Source organism: Bradyrhizobium sp. HKCCYLRH1034, assembly GCF_051168375.1.
In the GTDB taxonomy this organism is placed as follows: Bacteria; Pseudomonadota; Alphaproteobacteria; order Rhizobiales; family Xanthobacteraceae; genus Bradyrhizobium.
Map to the genome: position 1 here is coordinate 132,817 of NZ_JBNPUW010000014.1, position 21,846 is coordinate 154,662.

At 65.7% G+C, this 21,846-nt stretch carries 17 protein-coding genes; 9 read left to right on the top strand and 8 right to left on the bottom strand.

Translation table 11 applies throughout. The features are described 5' to 3' along the window. Positions 1-26 precede the first annotated feature (26 nt). The 4 genes from ACQR0W_RS27700 (at position 27) to ACQR0W_RS27715 (ending at position 5,172) form a co-directional block, all read left to right on the top strand. Positions 27-512 (top strand): (2Fe-2S)-binding protein, encoded by a 486-nt coding sequence (locus tag ACQR0W_RS27700; protein ID WP_315717018.1) that lies wholly within the window; start codon positions 27-29, stop codon positions 510-512. Between the two features lie 99 nt (positions 513-611). Continuing rightward, a complete protein-coding gene (locus tag ACQR0W_RS27705) occupies positions 612-2,957 on the top strand; it encodes a xanthine dehydrogenase family protein molybdopterin-binding subunit (RefSeq protein ID WP_316165694.1) in 2,346 nt (781 codons plus the stop codon). An 18-nt stretch (positions 2,958-2,975) separates the two neighbouring features. Next, positions 2,976-3,776, top strand: a complete 801-nt coding sequence (locus tag ACQR0W_RS27710; RefSeq protein WP_316165695.1) for an FAD binding domain-containing protein — start codon at positions 2,976-2,978, stop codon at positions 3,774-3,776. A gap of 283 nt (positions 3,777-4,059) precedes the next feature. Further along, positions 4,060-5,172 (top strand): CaiB/BaiF CoA transferase family protein, encoded by a 1,113-nt coding sequence (locus ACQR0W_RS27715; RefSeq protein ID WP_316186391.1) that lies wholly within the window; start codon positions 4,060-4,062, stop codon positions 5,170-5,172. Positions 5,173-5,510: 338 nt separating this feature from the next. Here ACQR0W_RS27715 and hppD read toward each other — a convergent pair whose 3' ends face one another. After that, positions 5,511-6,629: a 4-hydroxyphenylpyruvate dioxygenase gene (gene hppD, locus ACQR0W_RS27720; protein WP_316186392.1), complete on the bottom strand. Its 1,119-nt coding sequence runs from the start codon at positions 6,627-6,629 to the stop codon at positions 5,511-5,513. 122 nt (positions 6,630-6,751) lie between these two features. On the opposite strand from hppD, the gene ACQR0W_RS27725 reads away from it, so the two are divergent. Continuing rightward, positions 6,752-7,231 carry an Lrp/AsnC family transcriptional regulator gene (locus tag ACQR0W_RS27725; protein WP_316165701.1) on the top strand — a complete coding sequence of 160 codons (480 nt, stop codon included), beginning with the start codon at positions 6,752-6,754 and terminating at the stop codon, positions 7,229-7,231. Between the two features lie 92 nt (positions 7,232-7,323). Further along, positions 7,324-7,635, top strand: coding sequence for a DUF1272 domain-containing protein (locus tag ACQR0W_RS27730; protein WP_315828363.1), 312 nt, complete (start codon positions 7,324-7,326; stop codon positions 7,633-7,635). An 82-nt stretch (positions 7,636-7,717) separates the two neighbouring features. Here ACQR0W_RS27730 and fahA read toward each other — a convergent pair whose 3' ends face one another. From fahA to ACQR0W_RS27755, 5 genes are all read right to left on the bottom strand, one after another. Beyond that, positions 7,718-8,992, bottom strand: coding sequence for a fumarylacetoacetase (gene fahA, locus ACQR0W_RS27735; RefSeq protein ID WP_316205867.1), 1,275 nt, complete (start codon positions 8,990-8,992; stop codon positions 7,718-7,720). Between the two features lie 198 nt (positions 8,993-9,190). Continuing rightward, positions 9,191-10,537: a homogentisate 1,2-dioxygenase gene (hmgA, locus tag ACQR0W_RS27740; RefSeq protein ID WP_316186394.1), complete on the bottom strand. Its 1,347-nt coding sequence runs from the start codon at positions 10,535-10,537 to the stop codon at positions 9,191-9,193. Beyond that, positions 10,537-11,493 carry an MBL fold metallo-hydrolase gene (locus ACQR0W_RS27745; RefSeq protein WP_315750766.1) on the bottom strand — a complete coding sequence of 319 codons (957 nt, stop codon included), beginning with the start codon at positions 11,491-11,493 and terminating at the stop codon, positions 10,537-10,539. Before ACQR0W_RS27745 ends, hmgA begins: the two co-directional genes overlap by 1 nt. A 27-nt stretch (positions 11,494-11,520) precedes the next feature. Continuing rightward, the gene (locus ACQR0W_RS27750; protein ID WP_315750764.1) at positions 11,521-11,748 is read right to left on the bottom strand and encodes a DUF2783 domain-containing protein; all 228 of its coding nucleotides are present in this window, start codon (positions 11,746-11,748) and stop codon (positions 11,521-11,523) included. Positions 11,749-11,761: 13 nt separating this feature from the next. Beyond that, positions 11,762-13,396: an FAD-dependent oxidoreductase gene (locus ACQR0W_RS27755; protein WP_316186395.1), complete on the bottom strand. Its 1,635-nt coding sequence runs from the start codon at positions 13,394-13,396 to the stop codon at positions 11,762-11,764. Between the two features lie 165 nt (positions 13,397-13,561). On the opposite strand from ACQR0W_RS27755, the gene ACQR0W_RS27760 reads away from it, so the two are divergent. After that, complete coding sequence (locus ACQR0W_RS27760) at positions 13,562-14,119, top strand: MarR family winged helix-turn-helix transcriptional regulator (RefSeq protein WP_315750760.1); 558 nt, start codon at positions 13,562-13,564, stop codon at positions 14,117-14,119. Positions 14,120-14,253: 134 nt separating this feature from the next. On the opposite strand, the gene ACQR0W_RS27765 is transcribed toward ACQR0W_RS27760, so the two are convergent. Then, positions 14,254-16,707, bottom strand: coding sequence for an adenylate/guanylate cyclase domain-containing protein (locus ACQR0W_RS27765; protein ID WP_315828367.1), 2,454 nt, complete (start codon positions 16,705-16,707; stop codon positions 14,254-14,256). A 259-nt stretch (positions 16,708-16,966) separates the two neighbouring features. After that, positions 16,967-19,048: an AsmA family protein gene (locus ACQR0W_RS27770; protein WP_316169897.1), complete on the bottom strand. Its 2,082-nt coding sequence runs from the start codon at positions 19,046-19,048 to the stop codon at positions 16,967-16,969. A gap of 212 nt (positions 19,049-19,260) precedes the next feature. On the opposite strand from ACQR0W_RS27770, the gene ACQR0W_RS27775 reads away from it, so the two are divergent. Together ACQR0W_RS27775 and ACQR0W_RS27780 are read left to right on the top strand one after the other, a co-directional pair. Further along, positions 19,261-19,935, top strand: a complete 675-nt coding sequence (locus tag ACQR0W_RS27775) for a Crp/Fnr family transcriptional regulator (RefSeq protein WP_315717001.1) — start codon at positions 19,261-19,263, stop codon at positions 19,933-19,935. A gap of 266 nt (positions 19,936-20,201) precedes the next feature. Beyond that, the gene (locus ACQR0W_RS27780) at positions 20,202-21,836 is read left to right on the top strand and encodes a glycosyltransferase family 39 protein (RefSeq protein ID WP_316169899.1); all 1,635 of its coding nucleotides are present in this window, start codon (positions 20,202-20,204) and stop codon (positions 21,834-21,836) included. Positions 21,837-21,846 lie beyond the last annotated feature (10 nt).

The following is a 21,846-nucleotide window of genomic DNA, read 5'->3' on the forward strand; positions in this document are numbered from 1 at the left end:
AAGAAAAATTCATCGGGAGGTTACTCGTGTCGACAGTCAAACTGACGGTGAACGGCAAGGCGGTCTCGGTCGAGGCCGAGGATCGCACCCTGCTCGTTCACCTCCTGCGGGATCATCTGAACCTCACCGGCACCCATGTCGGCTGTGACACCAGCCAATGCGGCGCCTGCGTCGTCCATATCGACGGCCGTGCCGTGAAATCCTGCACCGTGCTGGCCGGCCAGGCCGCCGGCGCCAACGTCACCACCATCGAAGGCATCGCCAAGGGTGACGAGCTGCACCCGATGCAGGCGGCCTTCCGCGACAATCACGGCCTGCAATGCGGTTATTGCACGCCGGGGATGATCATGTCGGCCATCGACATTGTGCACCGCCACGGAGGCGAGCTCGACGAGAGCACGGTGCGTGAGGAGCTGGAAGGCAACATCTGCCGCTGCACCGGCTATCACAACATCGTCAAGGCCGTGCTCGACGCTGCCGGACGGATGAAGGTCGCGCAAGCTGCCGAATGAGGCCGGCGAGAGCCGCCGTTTACCGCAATACCGAGACCACGACCGCTGCGCGCGATGGCCGCGGCGGGACAATAGAACTCCGGTAGGGGAGAGATTCGCATGGGTATGGAAGGCATTGGCGCCAGCGTCGTCCGCAAGGAGGACAAGCGTTTCATCACCGGCAAGGGCCGTTACGTCGACGACGTCAAGCTGTTGGGCATGACCTTTGCCCATTTCATCCGCAGCCCGCACGCGCACGCCAAGGTCAAGAGCATCGACTCCTCGGCCGCCGAGGCAATGCCCGGCGTGGTCGCGGTGCTCACGGGCAGGCAGATCGTCGACGACAAGGTCGGCAATCTGATCTGCGGCTGGGCCATCACCTCGAAGGACGGCTCGCCGATGAGGATGGGCGCATGGCCGGCGATGGCGCCGGAGACCGTGCGATTCGTCGGCCAGGCCGTGGCGGTCGTGATCGCCGAGAGCAAGAACCTCGCCCGCGACGCCGCCGAGGCCGTCGTGGTCGAATATGAGGAGCTGCCGGCGGTCGCCGACATGCCCTCCGCGCTGAAGCCCGGCGCGCCGCAGCTTCACCCGGAGGCCCCCGGCAACGTCGTCTATGACTGGCATATTGGCGACGAGGGGGCGGTCAACGCCGCCTTCGCCAAGGCCGCCAACGTCGTCACCCTGGAATTGACCAACAACCGGCTGGCGCCGAACGCGATGGAGCCGCGCGCGGCGATCGCCGAGTACGATGCGGCCGAGGAGCATTTCACGCTCTATACGACGTCGCAGAACCCGCACGTCGCTCGCCTGGTGCTGTCGGCGTTCTACAACATCGCACCAGAACACAAGCTGCGCGTCATCGCGCCCGACGTCGGCGGCGGCTTCGGCTCCAAGATCTTCATCTATCCCGAGGAGATGGTGGCGCTGTGGGCCTCCAAGAAGGTCGGCCGTCCGGTGAAGTGGACCGGCGATCGCACCGAGGCGTTCCTGACCGACGCGCACGGCCGCGACCACATCTCCAAGGCCGAGATGGCGCTCGATGCCGACAACAAGATCCTGGGGCTGCGGGTCAAGACCCACGCCAATTTCGGCGCCTACATGTCGCTGTTCTCGTCCTCGGTGCCGACCTATCTGTACGCGACCCTGCTGTCGGGCCAGTACAACATCCCGGCGATCTATGCCGAGGTGATGGGCGTCTACACCAACACCACGCCGGTCGACGCCTATCGTGGCGCCGGACGCCCTGAGGCGAGCTACCTGCTGGAGCGGCTGATGGAGACCGCAGCGCGTCAGCTCAAGGTCGATCCGGCCGAGCTGCGGCGCAAGAACTTCATCACCCAGTTCCCGCACCAGACCCCCGTGATCATGGCCTACGACACCGGCGACTTCAACGCCTCGCTCGACGCGGCGCTGAAGGCGATCGACTACGCCGGCTTCCCGGCGCGCAAGGCGGCCGCCAAGGCGCAGGGCAAGCTGCGCGGCCTCGGCTTCTCCTGCTACATCGAGGCCTGCGGCATCGCGCCGTCGAAGGCAGTCGGCAGCCTTGGCGCCGGCGTCGGTCTGTGGGAATCGGCCGAGATCCGCGTCAACCCGGTCGGCACCATCGAGGTGCTCACCGGATCACACAGCCACGGCCAGGGCCACGAGACCACCTTCTGCCAGCTGATCGCCGAGCGCCTGGGCGTGCCGATCAGCCAAGTCTCGATCGTTCATGGCGACACCGACAAGGTGCAGTTCGGCATGGGCACCTACGGCTCGCGCTCGGCCGCAGTCGGCCTCACCGCGATCCTCAAGGCGATGGAGAAGGTCGAGGCCAAGGCCAAGAAGATCGCAGCGCATGCGCTGGAGGCCTCGGAAGGCGACATCGTCATCGAGAACGGCGAGTTCAAGGTGACCGGCACCGACAAGTCGATCGCGCTGCCGATGGTCGCGCTCGCTGCCTACACCGCGCACAACCTGCCGGACGGCATGGAGCCCGGATTGAAGGAGACTGCTTTCTACGATCCGACCAACTTCACCTTCCCGGCCGGCACCTATATCTGCGAGCTCGAGGTCGACGAGGCCACCGGCAAGACGTCGTTCGTCAACTTCGTCGCGGCGGACGATTTCGGCCGACTGATCAATCCGATGATCGTCGAGGGCCAGGTTCATGGCGGTCTGGTCCAGGGCATCGGCCAGGCACTGCTCGAGCACGCGATCTACGACAGCAACGGCCAGCCGGTGACGGCATCGTTCATGGACTACGCGATGCCGCGTGCCGACGACGTGCCGTCCTTCAAGCTGAGCCACACCACGACCCTGTGCCCGGGTAATCCGCTCGGCGTGAAGGGCTGCGGCGAGGCCGGCGCGATCGGCGCATCCGCCGCCGTGATCAACGCGATCACGGATGCGATCGGCAACAACAAGCTGGAAATGCCGGCGACGCCGGACCGCGTCTGGCACGCGATCCACGGCAACGCCTGATCGAACGGAGGAGCAACCATGTATCAGACGACTTATCATCGTGCCTCCTCGGTCGACGAGGCGGCGGCGCTGTTCGCCAAGGGCAGCGAAGCCAAGTTCCTTGCCGGCGGTCACACCTTGATCCCGGTGATGAAGCAGCGCCTTGCTGCTCCGTCCGATGTCATCGACATCGGCAAGATCAAGGACCTGATCGGGGTGCAGTTGTCGGGCGACACGCTCGTCATCAAGGCCGCGACCACCTACTACGACATCATGACCAATGCCGATGTGAAGAAGGCGATCCCCGCGATCGCCCATCTCACCTCGGTGCTCGGCGATCCCGCGGTGCGCGCCCGCGGCACGATTGGCGGCTCGATCGCGAACAACGATCCGGCGGCGGATTTCCCGGCGGCGCTGATCTCGCTCGGCGCCACCGTGAAGACGAACAAGCGGTCGATCTCGGCGGATGATTTCTTCAAGGGCCTGTTCACGACGGCGCTGGAGGACGGCGAGATCATCACCCAGGTGTCGTTCCCGGTGCCGGAAAAGGCCGGCTACGCCAAGATGCGCCACCCGGCGTCGCGTTTCGCGCTCACTGGCGTGTTCGTCACAAAGACGAAGGGCGGCGACGTCCGCGTTGCGGCCACCGGCGCTTCGCAGAGCGGCGTGATGCGCGTGCCGGCGATCGAGGCGGCGCTGAAGTCGAACTGGTCGGCCTCGGCGATCGACGGTGTCACGGTGTCGGCGTCAGGCCTCTTGAGCGACATCCACGGCTCCGCCGATTACCGTGCCAATCTGGTGAAGGTGATGGCGCAGCGCGCGGTGCAAGCCGCGGGCTGACCTCACGACGCGGATCATTCCGCGCAACGGCACGACAAATTCCATGCGGCGCGCAGCGATGCGCGCCGTTTTGCTTTGCGGCATACAGCGCGCTTGCGTTGGCCTGATGCACGCGGGACAATCAAAGGATCAGGAAACGCATCGCGCGTGATGATGTTTGATTGATGCGGACAGCAGCCAAGCACACCCACCCTCCCCTGGAGGCGGAGGGTGAAGGTCACGGCGACCATCTTTGTCCGATCGACCTCATCACGCGCCGAAGCACCGCAGGGACAAGACAAACGTGCTCGACAAGACCGCACCACAGACCGAGATCCGCGCCACCGGACCGCTCGCGGGCTTCCGCATCGTCGAGTTCGCCGGCATTGGACCGGGTCCGTTCGCCTGTATGCTGCTGGCCGACATGGGCGCGGAGGTGGTGACGCTCGATCGCGTCGGTGCGCGCAAGACCATGAAGTCGGTCGCCGGCCGCGGCCGCAAGGTGATCGAGCTGGATCTCAAGGACAAGGGGGTCATCCCCCAGGTGCTCGATCTGCTCGCCGGTGCCGACGCGCTGATCGAGGGTTTCCGGCCCGGCGTGATGGAGCGGTTGGGCCTCGGCCCCGAGGTCGTGCTCGCGCGTAATCCGAGGCTCGTCTACGGCCGCATGACCGGCTGGGGCCAGGACGGACCGCTGGCGCATGCGGCCGGTCACGACATCAACTACATCTCGATTACCGGCGCGCTGGCCGCGATCGGACCCAGGGAGCGGCCGGTGCCGCCGCTCAACCTGGTCGGGGATTTCGGCGGCGGTGCGCTCTATCTGGTCGTCGGCGTGCTTGCCGCACTGCTCGAAGCCTCGAAGTCCGGTAAGGGGCAGGTGGTGGATACCGCGATGTGCGACGGCGCGGCCTCGCTGCTCGCGATGTTCTTCGACCTCACCGCGATGGGCCGCTGGACCGAGGGGCGCGAGCGCAACTTCCTCGACGGCGGCGCGCACTTCTACGGCGTCTACGAATGCGCCTGTGGCAACTTCATCTCCATCGGCTCGATCGAGCCGCAGTTCTACGCGCTGCTGCGGCAGCATGCCGACCTCTCCGATCCCGCCTTCGATGCGCAGATGGATCCGCGCGCCTGGCCGGCGTTGAAGGAGAAACTGGTCGCGGTGTTCAAGCGTAAGACGCGCGAGGAATGGTGCGCAATCATGGAGGGCACCGACATCTGCTTCGCACCGGTGCTGACGATGTCGGAGGCGCCGAAGCATGCGCACATGGCCGCGCGTGGCGTGTTCGTCGAGCGGCACGGCGTGACGCAGCCCGCGCCGGCGCCAAGGTTCTCGCGGACGCCGTCGAATATCCGCGAGCCGGAGGTGACGGAGATCAGGGCTGTGGTGAGTGCGTGGCAGGCGGGGCGGTAAAGCTCGATCGCTGCAGCAGCGCCGATCGAGCGCTGCTCGACTGTTCCGAGGTCAATGAGTTGGCTACGCCGTCGCCTCAATCTCAGTGTCGTCCCCGCGAACGCGGGGACCCATAACCACAGGCCGTGCTGAGACGACGATTATCTGTCGCCGTGCCTCATCGACGCACCCCGCGGTATGAGTCCCGGGTCGGCGCCCGGGACGACAGTTGAGAGTTTGGCGGCAAACTGCCTCCAATCACGCCGTCATTGCCAGCGAAGCCAAGCATTCCAGGGACAGACGGAAGTCTGGATTGCTTCGTCGCTCCGCTTCCCGCAATGACGGCCTGCTTCCTTCGCCTACTCCGCCGCCTCCACCTTCAGCACGCCGCGGCGGATCTGGTCTTCCTCGATCGACTCGAACAGCGCCTTGAAGTTGCCTTCGCCAAAACCGTCGTCGCCCTTGCGCTGGATGAACTCGAAGAAGATCGGCCCGATCGCATTGGCCGAGAAGATCTGCAGCAACACCTTGGTGTGACCACCGGCGACGACTCCCTCGCCATCGATCAGGATACCGTTTCTCTGCAGGCGGGCGAGGTCCTCGCCATGCTTGGGCAGGCGAGACTCGATGCGCTCGAAATAGGTGTCGGGCGGCGACGGCATGAACGGCAGGCCTGATGCGCGCAGGCCCTCGACGGTGGCGTAGATGTCGCGGGCGCCGCAAGCAATGTGCTGGATGCCTTCACCGCGATAGATCTTGAGATACTCCTCGATCTGCCCGGAATCTCCGGCATCCTCGTTGATCGGAATCCGGATCTTGCCGTCGGGGCTGGTCAGCGCACGCGAGAACAGGCCGGAGGCGCGGCCCTCGATGTCGAAGAAGCGGATCTGGCGGAAGTTGAACAGTTTTTCGTAGAAGCCGGCCCAGAGGTCCATGCGGCCGCGGTGCACATTGTGGGTCAGATGATCGATGTAGTACAGGCCGGAGCCTGCGGGGCGCGGGTCGCGCGCGCCGGTCCACTCGAATTCGAGATCATAGGCCGAGCCCTTGGCGCCGTAGCGATCGACCAGATACAGCAGGCTGCCGCCGATGCCCTTGATGACAGGAACGTCCAGCGTCTTCTGCGATGCGGGCAGGTCGGCCGGCTCGGCGCCGAGCGCGATCGCGCGGTCGTAAGCCTTGTTGGCGTCGACCACGCGGAACGCCATCGACGGTGCACACGGCCCGTGCGCGGCGACGAAGTCGTGGCCGTGGCTGCCCGGCTCCTCGTTGACGAGGTAGTTGATGGCACCCTGGCGGTACAGCGTGATCGCCTTGGTCTTGTGGCGCGCGACCGCGGCGAAGCCCATCAGCTTGAACAGCGCGTGCAGCTCGCTTGCTTCGGGGTGCGCATATTCGACGAACTCGAAGCCGTCCGTGCCCATCGGGTTGTCGGCGGAGATGGTGGCAGGAGGCGCATCGTGCGGAAATGGACCCATCGGTGGAAGCTCCTTCGGCTTGATGTGCCGATCATCTCCCGAATTCCGCGCACAGGGCATGCAAACCATTGTCATTTTCGCCTGGTTATGCACGATCCATGCACGATCAGAGGAAATGGCGCATGAATTCGGTCGACAGCTTCGATCTCCGTATCCTGGCCGCGCTGCAGGACGACGGCCGGCTCACAAACCAGGAGCTGGCGGACATCGCCGGCCTGTCGGCCTCGCAGTGCTCGCGGCGCCGGATGCGGCTGGAGCAGGACGGCGTGATCGCGGGGTATCGTGCGCAGCTCGCCAGCCAGGCGCTCGGCTTCGAGCTGATTGCCTTCATCCAGATCACCCTGGCGACGCATTCGCCCGACAATGCGCAGAAGTTTCGCGCGCTGGTCAACCGCGTCGACGACATCCAGGAGGCCTACGCGCTGACCGGCGATTCCGACTATTTGCTCAAGGTCGTGCTGCGCGATCTCAAGAGCCTGTCCGACATCGTCAACAACGTGCTGATGCCGCACCAGAGCGTGGCGCATGTCCGCTCCTCGATCGTGCTCGACCGCCTGAAGGAGAGCGCGAAGCTGCCGCTGGCTTCGCTATCGACCGACTGAGCGTCTGCGGCGCAAATCGAGGGAAATGCGCCCTCCCCTTTGCGGCGCGGCTTTGCGACACTGCACTCACCAGCACATCTGCGAGACGACCAATGGCGCTCCAGCTCCGCCCCAATTGCGAATATTGCGACAAGGACCTGCCGCCCTCGGCAACAGAGGCGCGCATCTGCTCCTACGAATGCACGTTCTGCGCCGACTGCGTCGAGACCAAGCTGTTCAATGTCTGCCCGAACTGCGGCGGCGGCTTTGCGCCCAGGCCGATCCGGCCCAGCCGCGAGTGGCGGTCGGGAGCTTGCGTGACGAAGCAACGGCCGTCCGACACGCGCGTGCATCTGAAATATGCGGCGGAGGACGTTGCGGCATTCGTGGCTGGTGTGAAGGACGTTATGCCAGAGGACCGCTAGATCTTCGTCATAGCGAGCGCAGCGAAGCAATCCAGGGCTGCGGACACGACTCTGGATTGCTTCGCTACGCTCGCAGTGACGCCTACTCCGCCGCCACGATCGTGCCTTCGACCTCGCCGAAGCCGACGCGATAGCCCTGCCCCTGGCACCAGCCGTGCATGATGAGGGAGTCACCGTCCTCCAAGAACGAGCGCTTCACGCCACCGGCGAGCTCGACCGGCTCGGTGCCGTTCCAACTGATCTCCAGCAGGCTGCCGCGCTGGTGCTTTTCCGGACCGGAGATGGTGCCGCTCCCCAGGAGATCGCCGACACTCATGGCACAGCCGGACGAGGCATGGTGCATCAGCTGCTGCACGCTCGACCAGTACATGTACTTGAAATTGGTCTGCGCGATGGTCTGCGCGGCGTTGCTGCCGGAGGCGCGCAAGGCCACGTCGAGGGAGAGATCGTAGTTCTGCGCCTCCTTCTGCTGCAGGTAGGGCAGCGGCGTTGGATCCTGCGTTGGCCCCGACACGCGGAACGGCTCCAGCGCCTCCCGCGTCACCACCCACGGGCTGATCGACGTCGCAAACGCCTTGGCCTGGAACGGGCCGAGGGGCACATATTCCCATTGCTGGATGTCGCGCGCGCTCCAGTCGTTGAGCAGCACGAAGCCGAAGATCATCGCCTCCGCCTGCGCCTCGGTCAGCATCTCGCCGAGCGGCGAGGACTGGCCGATGACGACGCCCATCTCCAGCTCGAAATCGAGCCGCTTGCATGGACCGAAGCTCGGCACGTCGGCGCCCGGCGGCTTCAGCTGTCCGCGCGGCCGACGCACTCGGGTGCCCGACACGACCACGGTCGACGCGCGGCCGTTATAGCCGATCGGCATGTGCAGCCAGTTCGGCTGCAGCGCATTGTCCTTGCCGCGGAACATGACGCCGACATTGGTGGCGTGCTCCTTCGACGAATAGAAATCCGTGTAGCCGGCGACATGGAACGGCAGATGCAGCGTAACGTCGGAGCGCGGCAGCAGCGCCCGGCTACGCAACGGCTTGTCGTCGCGCAGCCGCGGATTGTCCTGGCGCAAGAGGGCGCTGATCGCAGCCCGCGTCTTCGACCACACGGCGGGGCCGAGCGCCATGAAGGCATTCAGCGAGGATTGCGCGAACACCTCATAGGCCGGCGCCAGATCGAGCAGGCCTTCGTCCTCGAGCACGGCGAGGTCGAGGACGACGTCGCCGATCGCCACGCCGACGCGCGGCTTCGGCGAGTCCTGCGCCGAGAACACGCCATAAGGCAGGTTCTGGATCGGGAAGTCGGAAGACGGATCGACCGGGATGAAGGAGCGGAGCGAGGGATCGTTGGGGTGGGGCACAGTTGTCTTCCTGAGTTCGGACCATGTCTCCGCTCGTCATTCCGGGGCGCGCGCAGCGCGAGCCCGGAATCCATAGCAACGGGCAGATGTGTGGGGCACAGTGGTTGTGGCCGAGCTTTGCATCCCCACGGCCGATCGTGGTTATGGATTCCGGGCTCGCCGCTGCGCGGCGCCCCGGAATGACGGCGGAGGTCGTGGCTACGGCCGGTTCGGATCGAAGCGCTTTTCGAGCCCGTTCCAGCAATCGGCATAGTCCGGCTGCAAGGTGCCGGACTCCGCCGCATGCTTCGTGATGCGCTGGGGAAAGCGCGTCTCGAACATGAAGGCCATGGTGCCCGTGAGCTTGACCGGCTTCAACTCGCCATTGCTGGCGTGTTCGAACGCCTCGCGATCCGGCCCGTGCGGCAGCATGCAGTTGTGCAGGCTCATGCCACCCGGCACGAAGCCCTGCGGCTTGGCGTCGTAGACGCCGTAGATCAGCCCCATGAACTCCGACATGATGTTCATGTGATACCACGGCGGACGGAAGGTGTTGTCGGCCACCATCCAGCGCTCGGGGAAGATCACGAAGTCGATGTTGGCGGTGCCGGCCGTCTCCGACGGCGAGGTCAGTACGGTGAAGATCGACGGATCGGGATGGTCGAAGCCGATGGCGCCGACCGGCGAGAAGGTGCGCAGGTCGTATTTGTAGGGCGCGTAGTTGCCGTGCCAGGCGACGACGTCGATCGGAGAATGTTCGAGCTCGGTCTTGAACAGCGCGCCGCCCCACTTGACGTAGAGCTCGGTCGGGACGTCCTTGTCCTCGTAGGAGGCGACCGGGGTCAGGAAGTCGCGGGCATTGGCGAGACAGTTGGCGCCGATCGGTCCGCGCTCCGGCAGCGTGAACGCACCGCCATAATTCTCGCAGAGATAGCCGCGCGCCGGCCCCGCCGGGATCTCGACCCGGAACTTGACGCCGCGCGGGATCACGACGATCTCGCCGGGCTCTGCATCGATGCGGCCGAACTCGGTAACGAACTTGAGGCGCCCCTGCTGCAGGACGAACATCAGCTCGCCGTCGGCATTGTAGAAATGCTGGTCGACCATCGACTTGGTGATGACGTAGACATGCGCGGCCATGCCGGCCTGCGTCGCGGCGTCGCCGGCCGTCGTCATGGTCTGCACGCCCTGCAGGAACGTCACATCGCCCGACGGCAACGGTGTCGGATCCCAGCGCAGTTGCTGCACCGTGATCTCCTGCTCGTGGCAGGGCGCGGTGCGCCACAGCCCGGCATCGACCTTGGCGAAGCGGCCGGAATGCTTCACCGACGGACGGATGCGATACAGCCAGGAGCGCTCGTTGGACCCGCGCGGAGCGGTGAACGGCGAACCCGAGAGTTGCTCGGCATAGAGCCCGTAGGCGCAGCGCTGCGGCGAGTTGCGGCCGATCGGCAGTGCGCCGGGCAGCGCCTCGGTCTCGAACGAATTGCCGAAGCCGGACATGTAGCCCGGCGTCACCTGCCCGGTGGCGCGGTTGAGCTGGTCAGGCGATGTGTTGACGTTCATCATCCTTCTCCTTGCAGGCGGGCCCACATCTCGCGGTCGCGCTCGGCGGTCCAGATCACGGGATCGTCGATGCCGCTGGCCTCGTCATAGGCGCGCGACACGTTGAACGGCAGGCAGTGCTCGTAGATGGCGAAGCTCGAGAATTTCGGATCCATCACCTCGCGCGTCGCCGCCATCGACTCCTTCAGGCTGCGCCCCTTGGCGACCGACATCTCGGCCGCGCCATACAGCGACGTGACGAAGTCGCGCGTCATCGCGATCGCCTCACGCACGGTGGCCTCGCCCTTCAGCGCATCGCCGCGGCCCGGCGCGATCGCCTTGGGATTGAAGTCGCGGATCTCGTTCAAGGTCGACGGCCATTCGCGCAAATAGGCATCGCCGCAATAACAGGCCGAGTGATATTCGATGAGATCGCCGGAGAACATCACCTCGGCGTCCGGCACCCAGGCGACGATGTCACCGGAGGTGTGGCCCGCGCCGAGTTGGATCAGTTGCACCTCGCGCTTGCCGAGATGGATCGTCATCTCGCCCTCGAAGGTCAGGGTCGGCCAGGTCAGGCCGGGAATGCTCTCGGCGTCCTGGAACAGGCGCGGGAAACGGCCGTATTCGGAGTCCCAATCCTGCTGGCCGCGCTCGACGATCAGCCGGTGCGTCTCCTGCGAGGCGACGATGCCCTGCGCATGATAGGCCGAGGCGCCGAGCACGCGCACGGCGTGGTAGTGCGACAGCACGACATATTTGATCGGCTTGTCGGTGACGGTCTTGACCCGCTCGATCACCTTGTTGGCCATCGCCGGCGTCGCCTGCGCGTCGAACACGATGCAGCCGTCGTCGCCGACGATCACCGCAGAGTTCGGATCGCCCTCCGCCGTGAAAGCATAGAGATCCGGGCCGATCTCCGAGAAGGTGACCTTCTTCTCGGCGAGATCCGTGGTCGATGCGAAACCCTTCGCCATCACTTCATTCCTTGTGTGTGCAGCAGCCTATTGCTGCTGCTGTTGTTGCTGTTGGCCGGCATCCGCCATGCTGCGTTTCGCCAGCGCGATCGCCTCGCCCAGCACACCGATGTCACCGATGTGATTGGCGAGGATCAGGACCAACGCCGCATCGAGATCGGCGCTTTCGAGGTCCGAGAGGCCGCGATGCGCTTCGACAATGGCGCGGAAGGCATCGTCGGGCTTGGCGAAATTGGAAGCGGTCGAGAGCGTCATCGTTGCGGCTTCCTCAGTTCAGGCCGGAGGCGCGTGCGACCGCCGCCGCGATCGCGGCGCGGCTCGGGTGCCGGAAGCGCGCCGCGACATAGCCATCCGGACGCAGCAGATAGGAGGTGCCGGGTTCGGCCCCGTAACGCTTGCCCGCGAAACCCTCGCCATCGGCAAGTCCATTCGGACCGCCGATGCTGACGACACCGACATCGTCGGGTACATCGATCGCCTCACCATTGGCAAAAGACAGCAGGGTGAAACGCCGGCCCTGAGCATTGAATGCATCGGTAAGGTGAAGGTGCCGTCCGTCTGCCGTCTCGAGGGGCGCATCCGGCATCGATGTTCCCGGACGAGGGCCACTGTGCCAGGCCTCGTCGTCTTCGGTCGACAACGGCGTCTGGTAGACCGAGGGAACCGACAGCCGGCCGCCATTGACCATGCGCTTGCCGAATTCGGTGTCCCTGGCGAGCGCGAGCACCACCTTGCGCAGCCGCGCTTCCTGGTGCGAATTCGGCGCCATGAAATCCGTCGCCCGCGTGGATTCGCGAATGTTTTCGTCGGCGGCCGCGCTTCGCTCCAGATGGTAGGTTTCGAGCAGCGTCGCGGGCGAGGTTCCGCGCAGCACGCGATCGAGCTTCCAGGCCAGATTCTCGGCATCCTCCAGCCCCGAATTGGCACCGCGTGCGCCGAACGGCGAGACCTGATGGGCGGAATCGCCAGCGAAGACGACGCGACCATGAACGAAGCGCTCCATGCGCCGGCACTGGAATTTGTAGAGCGAGATCCATTCGAATTCGAACTGATCATGGCCGAGCATGCGCGCGATCCGGGGCCGCACATTCTCCGGCTGCTTCTCGACGTTGGGATCGGCATAGCGGCTGAGCTGCAGGTCGATGCGCCAGACATTGTCCGGCTGCCGGTGCAACAGCGCCGAGCGCCCGGCATGGAACGGCGGATCGAACCAGAACCAGCGCTCGGTGGGGAATTCGGCCGTCATCCTGACGTCGGCGATCAGGAACTGATCCTCGAACACCTTGCCGGAAAAACCCGCGCCGACCATCTGGCGCAGCGACGAGCGCGCGCCGTCGCAGGCGATCACATATTGCGCCGACAGCCGATAGGGGCCGTCCGGCGTCTCGATCGTCAGCACGACATGATCGTTGCGCTGTTCGAGCGCGCTGACCTTGTTGCGCCAGCGCAGCGAGATCGCCGGCAGCGCGTTGACGCGATCGACGAGATAGGCCTCGGCGTAGAACTGCTGCAGGTTGATGAAGGCCGGCCGCTTGTGCCCGGGCTCCGGCAGCAGGTTGAACTGATAGAGCTCGGACGGACCGTGGAAGATGCGGCCGACGTTCCACACCACGCCCTTGTCGACCATCCGGTCGCCAACGCCGAGGCGATCCCAATATTCCAGCGAGCGCTTGGAGAAGCAGATCGCGCGCGAGCCCTCGCCGATCCGGTCGGCATCATCGAGCACCACGACCGTATGGCCGCGCTGCGCAAGATCGATGGCAAACGACAGCCCGACGGGACCCGCACCCACGACGACGACCGGATGCGCGGCCGGCGTGGCCTGATCCTGGTCTTCGTGCCGATGATAGCCGAACTGAACCTTCGCCTGGCTCGCGCCCTGCCCCGGATTGGCCTGCACCATGGCTTGCTCGCCTTGTGGTTTTCTTGGACTTTCGAAGCGACGACTTTCGAAGCGACCGACATTTCCTCGGGCGAGGCATCTGGCCGTCTTGCCAGATAGTCTCACCTGCAACTATTCTAAAGCCGACGGCTTCGGCCGCGTCAACTCAAAAATCGGAGCGCGATCTTGGCGAAGCCATCTACCGCGGCGTCCAGGCGGCAGGCGAAGCCGGTCGAGGATGACCGAAATGCGGCAGTGCCGCAGGACGACGAGCGGCTCGACCTGTTCAAGTTCGCGCCATTCCGGCTCAACCGTCTGGCCGCCGAGGTCAGCGCGGCGCTCGCCGTCGAGTATCGGGAGCGCTACGGGCTCGACATTCCGGAATGGCGCGTGCTGGCGACGCTCGGCTTCCGCCGCGAGGCCTGCAGCGCGCAATATGTCGCAGCGTGCACCCGCACGCACAAATCGACCATCAGCCGGGCCGTGACGTCGTTGCTGGAGCGGCGGCTGATCGAGCGCGTCGAGAACGCCGAGGACCGCCGCGAGTTCCGTCTGCGCCTGACACGTAAGGGCAAGACGCTGTACGAGGAGCTGATCCCGCGTCTGCAGCAGCGCGAGCGCGAAATCATGGCATGCCTGTCCGCCGACGAGCGCAAGACGTTCGACCGCCTGATCGGCAAGATCGAGGCAAGCCTCGATCTGATCCAGACCAGCGAGGAGGCCGATGCGAAGCAGGCCTATTGAGCCGAGCTTCGTCGGGTGGGTAAAGCGCCGAAGGCGACCCGTGCCCACCATCCTTCGTCAAACGACAGCGATGGGCACGGGGGGCGCGACACTGCCGTCGACGACGAGCAAGGCGCCACGCGCCTTTGCCCGCCCTACTTGTTAGTCGCCGACGATCGCCGCCGCTCCTCGACTTCGACCACGTCGGCGCCCTCCCCCCGCCAGCGCAGGATCTCCATCGCCAGCACCGGGTGATTGAAGCCCTTGAGATGAAGGTCGTCGATCGGCCTGGCATCGACCGACTGTTCGACGACGCCGAACACCCGGCGCGACACGATCACTTGGCCTGCCTTGGCCTCGTCGCACAGCCGCGAGGCGAGATTGGTGACGCTGCCGATCGCGGCGTATTCGAGCCGGTGCTCGAAGCCGACCTGGCCGAGCGTCGCATATCCCAGTGCGATGCCGACGCCGAACCCCAGGCTGTGGCCGCGATTTTTCCAGCGCTCCGTCAATTGGCCGATCTCGTCGCGCATTTCGAGCGCCATCTTCACCGCGCGCGTCGTGTGGTCCTCGAACGGGATTGGCGCATTGAACAGGATCATCACGCCGTCGCCGGCATAGCGATCGAGCGTGCCCTCATATTTGAAGATGAGCTTGCCCAGCGCGGCGTGATATTCACGGAGCACGTTCATCGCCTCTTCGGGCTCGGTCGTCTCGGTAAACGCTGTGAAGCCGCGCAGATCGCAGAACACCACCGTGACCTCGCGGCGGTGGCTTTCCAGCAGCGCATCATGGCCGTCCGACGACGCGATGATCTGCGCCACCTGCGGCGCCAGGAAGCGCTCCAGCCGCCTGATCCGCTCGATCTCCGCCAGTTGCTTCTCGACGCGCTCCTCGAGCGACTTGTTCCATTCGCGCAGCTGCTCGGTCTGCTCGGTGAGCTTTTCGGCCTGCTGCTGCACCGTCGCGTGGGTCAGCGCCAGCTCGCGGCCCTTCTGATCGACCTCGGTGAACAGTCGCGCGTTGCGCATCGCCAGCACGGCCTGGTTGGCGAACGTTCGCATCAGTCCGATCAGGTTCGGCGGGAACGTACCGGCCGACCGGCGGAGCACCACGAGCGCGCCGAGCACGCCCTGCTGATCGACCAGCGGCGTGAACAGCACGGCGTGAAAGCCGGCGGCAACCGCGACGTCGCGCAGCGGGTGATCGGGCGCGTTTTCCAGCTCGGCGATCGCGATCGGCTCGCCGCTGCGCACGGAGTCGGAGAGCAGGCTCGTCCGCTCGTCCAGCACATTGTGCGGGCCGTCCCGGTCGACGCCCTTGGCCTCCACCAGCCTGAAGCGGCGTTCGGCGGCCTCATAGGAATAGATCAGCACGGCGTCGGTCTTGGTGATCTCCAGCGCCCGGGCCGCCACCGTCGGCAGCACCGCATTGAGATCGAGCGAGGAGGCCACCGCGCGGCCAACCTCCTCGAGCACCCTCAGCTCATTGATCGACTGGGCCAGATCCCGCGTGCGTTCCTCGACCTTGGCTTCCAGCACGGCATAGGACTGCGCGAGCTGGCCGGCCATGCTGTTGAACTGATCGGCGAGCTCCTCCAGTTCGTCATGCGTCCTCACCTCGATGCGCTGGGCGAAATCGCCGGCGCCGAGCTTGCGCGCGCCGGCGCGCAACGCGGTGATCGGGACGAGCATGCGTCGCGCCAGCACCGAGCCCGCGAGGATCGCAACCGCAAGGCCGAGCGCGATCAACAGCGCCCCGCGCAACAGCTGATCGCGGATCGGCGCCAGCGCGTGAGCCGTGGACTGCTCGAAGAACACGGCCCAGCCGAGCTTGGGCAGCGTCGCGGCCGCCGAGAGCACCGCGTGCCCCTCGCCGTCGGTGCCGGAGGCCAGCGGCTCGCCATCCGGCGTGAGCACCGCCGCGACCTGCGGCAGCTTGGAGAGGTCCTGACCGACCGCCGGTCCCCTCGCCGAGCTCGCCAACACCTGGCCCCGCGGATCGACCACGTAGGCGGTGCCGACCTTGCCGATCTGCGCCTCGGTCATGGAGTCTTCGAGAAAGTCGAGGTCGATGTCGGCCACAGTCACACCGGCATTGAAGCCGGAATGCGCGACCGAGATCGACATCATCGGCTGCGCGCCCTTGAAGGTCACGGCGGAGAAATTGCTTCCGTGCGTGACGGTGTCGGTGAAGCGCAGATCGCGTGACAAGTCGTTGCCCGAGGCAAACGAGATCGAGGTGCGCGACACGCGGAGCTGTTCCCGGCCCTGGCCGTCGAGCTGATACAGCTGCCGCACAGCCGGCGCCTGACTCAGCAGTTGTACATAGTCGGCGCGGCGGAGCTCCAGCGTATTGGCGCTCGCCCGCGTCACCCAGCTGATCTGTCGCTGCAGATCCGAGAGCGCCTGATCGATCCGCCGGGCGCTGGCGTTGGCCTTTTCGGCCATGGCGGCGGTCAGGCTCGCCTTGGTGGACTGATAGCTGATCCAGGTTTCGGTCGCGCCATTCACGGCCAGGACGAACACGACGAGCCCGACCAGCGACACGACGTATTTGGCGAACAGGCCCTGCCGCAACGACCAGCCTCTGTTCTCGACCTCGTTCATCCGGACCCCTCACGCGCATCATCGCCGAGGTCAGCCCCGGACAAGCGCGTCCGCTGCCGTCCTCGCGGCAGCAACACTTTGGAGGCGGGACCGCTCGGGTGCGAGACGGTCCGTCGCCGGCACCCGTTTAGCACAGAATGGCATGCACAGCGGCGACCATGCCGGCGCCCCGCGCCAACTCGTTATTGCTCGGCTGGCCCTGAATCGCATGCACCGCTCGAGGAGATTCTCCGCAGGCTCGGTCGATCGCGGCTATATATTACCTATTGAAGATGCGCTTCAGAACGTCGTTCATCGGCTGGCTGTCCTGCACACCCTCCTGCAAGGGCTCGGCGGGAGCTGCCTCCGCCGCGCCCCGGCCGTCGTCGCCCGGAGGCCGAGAAACAGCACCGTCCTGAGGCGCAACCAGCGTACGGCCGCGGCTCTTGGCTGGCGGCTGCGCGGCCTGCAGTCCTTGCTGAATCAGATTGCCGATCGCCGATCCGAGATCGCCGCCGAGCAGGTCGGATTGGCCGGCCGCCGGGGCCTGCGCATTCGGGGCTGCCGTTGACGGCGCGCCGTTCGGACCAGCAGCACCGGTGGGCGCAGAATTTCCGATGAGGCCGCCGATGTCGTTGATCAAATTGTTCAGCCCGATCCCGTCCTTGCCGAACAGGCCCTGGCCCATCTGCTTGAGCCTGGCGTAGGCAGCATCCGGATTGTCGAGGATGCCGGCCATGTCGGGGTAAAAGCGCGGCTGACTCCAGGGGCCGTCGATGACGACGGGAATCCCGAGGCCTATCGGCTCCGAGGTGCGGCCCTGCCCCTCGGTCGTCATCACGAGCTTCGGCTCGACCCGCATCGCCAGCGCCCGATTCCCCAGATCGATCGTCCCCGTACCGGCGACCTTGACCAGCGGTCCGACCAGGTTGAGGTCACTGGTGGCGGCCTGTCCCCGCTCGACCTGAAACGAGGCCGAGAGCTGCGTGAGATCGGTCGTCAGTTCCTTCGAATCCTGCCATCCCGACAGCGGATTGGACGTCAGTGAGCGGATCATCTGCGCAACGTTGATGCCGCGGATCGCGCCGTCCTGGAACAGCAGGAACGCCGAGCCGCTCAGGTTGCTCATGAGAGCCTGCTGGCTGGCGCCGCTGGAGCGCAAGGCCAGCTTGCCCTGCATCCGCGCATCGAGCTTGTCGAATCCGGCGACGCTCGAGAGCAGCGGCAGCGCCCGGATGCCGACGAGATCACAGTGCATCGCATAGGCCGGATTGCCCGTGGAGGCGTCGATCACGACCTCGCCGCTGGCCTGCCCCTCATAGGCGCCGAGATTGGCAACGGTCGCCTTCAGCAGGCCGCCGGCCAGCGAGGCTTCGAGATCGAGCGGACCGAGGCGAGTCCCGGAGAGAACGACATCCGTCGCCGACAACTTCACGCGCGCGTCGACGTAGTTCAGACCCCGCAAGTCGATTGCCGCCGTGCTCCATCCCGACGCGCCGGCAGAGCCCTGCGCGGCAGGCGCTCCCAAGTCGAGCCGGCGAACGTCGAGATCGACCTTCACCAGCGGCTTGCTCGCCAGATCGACCGAGGCCCAGCCGTTGAAATCGCCGTCGCCAAGCGTGCCGCTGAGGCCGTTGATCATCACCACCGGGCCATTCAGCCGAACGTCGGCGCGGCCGGCAAGACTCCCGCGGAATGCAGAAGCCATGTCGATCTTGAAATCGACCGGCAGCGTCTGGCGCTCAATAGGCAGCGCGGGCGCGGCCGCTGTGAGGTCGAAGGTCACCGGACGGTCGCCGGCCCGGGCCGTACCCGTGATCTTGACCTTGCCATCGGACAGAGACGCCGTCGCGCCGATGCCCTCGAGCCGATTCTCGACGCGGTCGCGCGGGTTGGAGAGGACGACGGCGCCGTCCCTGACGGTGACCCGTTCGATCCGGGCCGCAAGCGCCGCTTCCGGCTTCGCCGAGGCACGGCTGCGCGGCGCATTGTCCCGCAGCCGTTCGCGCAGCAACAGCAGATAAAGTGTGGGCTTGTCGATGATGATCTCGCCGATGTCGGGCCGGCCGGACCACAGGCTCGACAGCGCCACGTCGGCCTGCAGCTTGCCGATCGTCAGCCGATTGTTGCCGTCACGCTCCTTCGGATCCTGCAGGGTGATGTCCGTCAGGGTCGCATGCAGCGACGGCCACAGGCTGACGCTCGCCGAGCCGGCGATGCTCAGGCGATAGCCGGTGTCACGCTCGACGCGGTCCTGGATGGCCACCGTGAGGAAGCTCGCCGGAAGTCCAAAAGCCAGCGCCAGAGCCAGCACGACGATGACGGCGCCAATCAAACCGCCTGCGATCTTCAATGCCTTCATGTCGATGTCCCAAGCGCGAGGCGCGAGCGGTCTCCACGGGTTAGCGTGCGGCAATGCCGACCCGGTTCAATCCGAAATTTTCTCGGAACGAAGACCGCTCCCAGCGCGACCAAAATAGTCGGAAGCCCGTGCGTCATTATGTGACTTATGACACACTTCCGCCCGGGGGGTTTCTGTAACTGAGGCTTTGAACCGTTGCCGAAGGTATAGTGATGAGCAAGCAGGCCGAATTTGCGGTCATTCTGAAGATGAACCCGATGTTCGCCGACCTCGGCGCGGACGAGCTGCAGCGAATCTCGAGCCTCTGCCACACCCAGCATCTGTCGTCGGGCGAGGTGCTGTTCCAGAAGGGCGACCCCGGCAATGCCCTGTTTGGGGTGCGGCGCGGCCAGATTCGCATCGAGACCGGTGCCACCGACGGCAGCCGGCTGACGCTCAACTTCATGGGGCCCGGCGATCTGTTCGGCGAGGTCGCCGTGCTCGACGGGCAGGAGCGCACGGCCGACGCCACCGCCGGTGAAGCGACCGAGCTGTTCGTGCTTCGCCGCGAGGATTTCCTCAGCTTCCTGGAACGCGAGCCCAAGGTGGCGATCAGGATCATTCAGCTGCTGTGCCAGCGCATCCGCTGGCAGAGCGAGCGAATGGAGGAATCGGTGCTGCAGCCGCTGCCGGTCCGGCTGGCACGCCGGCTGTGCGCCTTGGCGGAGGATTTCGGCTCCGAGGTTCATATCTCGCAGGAACAGCTTGGCGTCTTCGTCGGCGCGGCGCGTGAAAGCGTGAACCGCCAGTTGCAGGCCTGGCGCAAGGACAAGATCCTGGATCTGCAACGCGGCCGCATCCTTCTGCATGACCTGACCAAGCTGAACACGATCGCACGCAACGACTAATTGGCCGAGCGCGCAGCGTGCTCACCGCAAATTTGTCGATTGCGGGTCCGGTCCATGGCGGGAACCGCCCGCCATGCATCGTTTCGTATCAGCATCGGCCAAACATGATCGCAATTGGGCCACCACGCCTCACAATTTGCGACATGAACTCTTTTTAACAATTCTAACAGGGTTCAATCCGGCAGCGGAGAGTTCCATTTGCTCGCGCGCGGCGGCGCGCGGGGTGGAGCTTTGCGCGCCAGGCAAGCTTGGTTGGAAGTGACGTCATGAGTCTTGCGTTGCCGGCAATCGCCATCGAGGCCAGTGGTTCTGTTGGCCGTTGGCGCAGAGCTCTCGCGGTCTGGATCGACGCCGTGGAGGACGGCTGGGCCGTTCCGGCCTTGATCGTCGGGTTCGTCGCGGTCTGGATGGTGTATTTCTCGATCGCCTATCTCGGGGGCGATCTCCACCAGGACGTGATCGAGACCTGGTCGCTTGGACGCAGCTTCGACTGGGGTTCGACCAAGCATCCGCCGCTGATGGGCTGGGCGGCGTGGGCCTGGACCACCGTGTTTCCGCTGACCAACTGGTCGTTCAACCTGCTGGCGCTGACCAACGCAGCCGTCGGCCTCTTCGCCGTCGACCTCATCACCCGGCGTTTCGCGCGCGGTGACAAGCGGCTGGTCGTGCTGCTGTTGCTCATGCTGCTGCCGGTCTATCAACTGCATGCGCAGCGCTTCAACGCCAACGCCGTGCTGCTGTCGAGCTGGCCGCTGGCGACCTGGTGTTTCCTGCGCTCGTTCGAGACGCGTCACGTCGGCTGGGCCATCGCGGTCGGCCTGACCGGGGCGCTCGCGATGCTCGGCAAGTACTACTCGGTCTTCCTGATCGCGAGCTTTGCGGTCGCAGCGTTGTGCCACGGCGAGCGTCGGGCCTATTTCACCTCGCCCGCGCCGTGGATCGCGGCGCTGTCCGGCCTGGTCGCGCTGGCGCCTCATATCTATTGGCTGGCCACGACCGGCGCCCAGCCGTTCTCGCATGCAATCGAGCATCACGTCGGCAAGACCGCCGTGGCCGCCCTGGTCGAGGGCAGCGGCTTCCTGTTGGCGATGGCCGGCATCGCCGGTATCCCCGGCCTCATATGGCTCGCCATGACGCGGCCTCGCCCCACCCGCGTGCTGAACGATGCGCTCAGCCTCGACTCCGGACTCCGGCTGCTGGCGATGATCAGCATCGGGACCGTGGTGTTCCCCGCACTGGTCTCGATCGTGTTCGGCACCGACATGCCGCCGCTGTGGGGCCTGCAGGGCGTCTTCCTGTTCGTCATCGTGATCGTGTGTGGCGCGAGCTATCACGCCCCCCGCGACATCACTATCAATCTCGCCGTGGCGACGATCGCGATCGCCGCATTCGCGGCCACCGTCGTGGCGCCCCTCCATGCAGTGTACCGGAACTACGTTCCGTTGAACGAGGGCCGCAACTTCTACGAGCCGGCCGTGACCGAGCTGGACCGCCTGTGGCAGACGGCATCGAACGGCGCCCTTGTCTCCGTCGGCGGCGATGACGGCCTCGCCTTTGCCGCAGCGTTCTACAGTCCCGACCATCCGCACTATGAAATGGCGCTGGTGCACCCGCATGAGCTGCAACCTCCGTCCGAAGCGCTGACTGCGCAGGGCTGGGCGGCGCTGTGCTACGACACCGACATCTCCTGCATCTCCGGCATGCAAGCCGCGGCGGCGCAGGCGCGGCGTTCGGTGCGGGCCGATTTCACGCTCCGGACCAAGCTGTTCGGCCTGGAAGGCGCCAGCCAGGGCTTCGTTGCCCTGATCGTGCCGCCTGAGACCGCCGCGCCAGTCGACGGCGCCCCGAGCGGGGGTCTCGATCTCAGCGCACGCCGCCGCATGCCCTCGACCGCGAACTGAAACAGCTCGT

What these genes read in the sequence shown, in the direction of transcription:
- ACQR0W_RS27705 (WP_316165694.1), top strand. Translation starts at nt 612, where the DNA reads ATGGGTATGGAAGGCATTGGCGCCAGCGTCGTCCGCAAGGAGGACAAG.
- ACQR0W_RS27710 (WP_316165695.1), top strand. Translation starts at nt 2,976, where the DNA reads ATGTATCAGACGACTTATCATCGTGCCTCCTCGGTCGACGAGGCGGCG.
- hppD (WP_316186392.1), bottom strand. Translation starts at nt 6,629, where the DNA reads ATGGGTCCATTTCCGCACGATGCGCCTCCTGCCACCATCTCCGCCGAC.
- ACQR0W_RS27725 (WP_316165701.1), top strand. Translation starts at nt 6,752, where the DNA reads ATGAATTCGGTCGACAGCTTCGATCTCCGTATCCTGGCCGCGCTGCAG.
- ACQR0W_RS27730 (WP_315828363.1), top strand. Translation starts at nt 7,324, where the DNA reads ATGGCGCTCCAGCTCCGCCCCAATTGCGAATATTGCGACAAGGACCTG.
- hmgA (WP_316186394.1), bottom strand. Translation starts at nt 10,537, where the DNA reads ATGAACGTCAACACATCGCCTGACCAGCTCAACCGCGCCACCGGGCAG.
- ACQR0W_RS27745 (WP_315750766.1), bottom strand. Translation starts at nt 11,493, where the DNA reads ATGGCGAAGGGTTTCGCATCGACCACGGATCTCGCCGAGAAGAAGGTC.
- ACQR0W_RS27750 (WP_315750764.1), bottom strand. Translation starts at nt 11,748, where the DNA reads ATGACGCTCTCGACCGCTTCCAATTTCGCCAAGCCCGACGATGCCTTC.
- ACQR0W_RS27755 (WP_316186395.1), bottom strand. Translation starts at nt 13,396, where the DNA reads ATGGTGCAGGCCAATCCGGGGCAGGGCGCGAGCCAGGCGAAGGTTCAG.
- ACQR0W_RS27765 (WP_315828367.1), bottom strand. Translation starts at nt 16,707, where the DNA reads ATGAACGAGGTCGAGAACAGAGGCTGGTCGTTGCGGCAGGGCCTGTTC.
- ACQR0W_RS27770 (WP_316169897.1), bottom strand. Translation starts at nt 19,048, where the DNA reads ATGAAGGCATTGAAGATCGCAGGCGGTTTGATTGGCGCCGTCATCGTC.
- ACQR0W_RS27775 (WP_315717001.1), top strand. Translation starts at nt 19,261, where the DNA reads ATGAGCAAGCAGGCCGAATTTGCGGTCATTCTGAAGATGAACCCGATG.
- ACQR0W_RS27780 (WP_316169899.1), top strand. Translation starts at nt 20,202, where the DNA reads ATGAGTCTTGCGTTGCCGGCAATCGCCATCGAGGCCAGTGGTTCTGTT.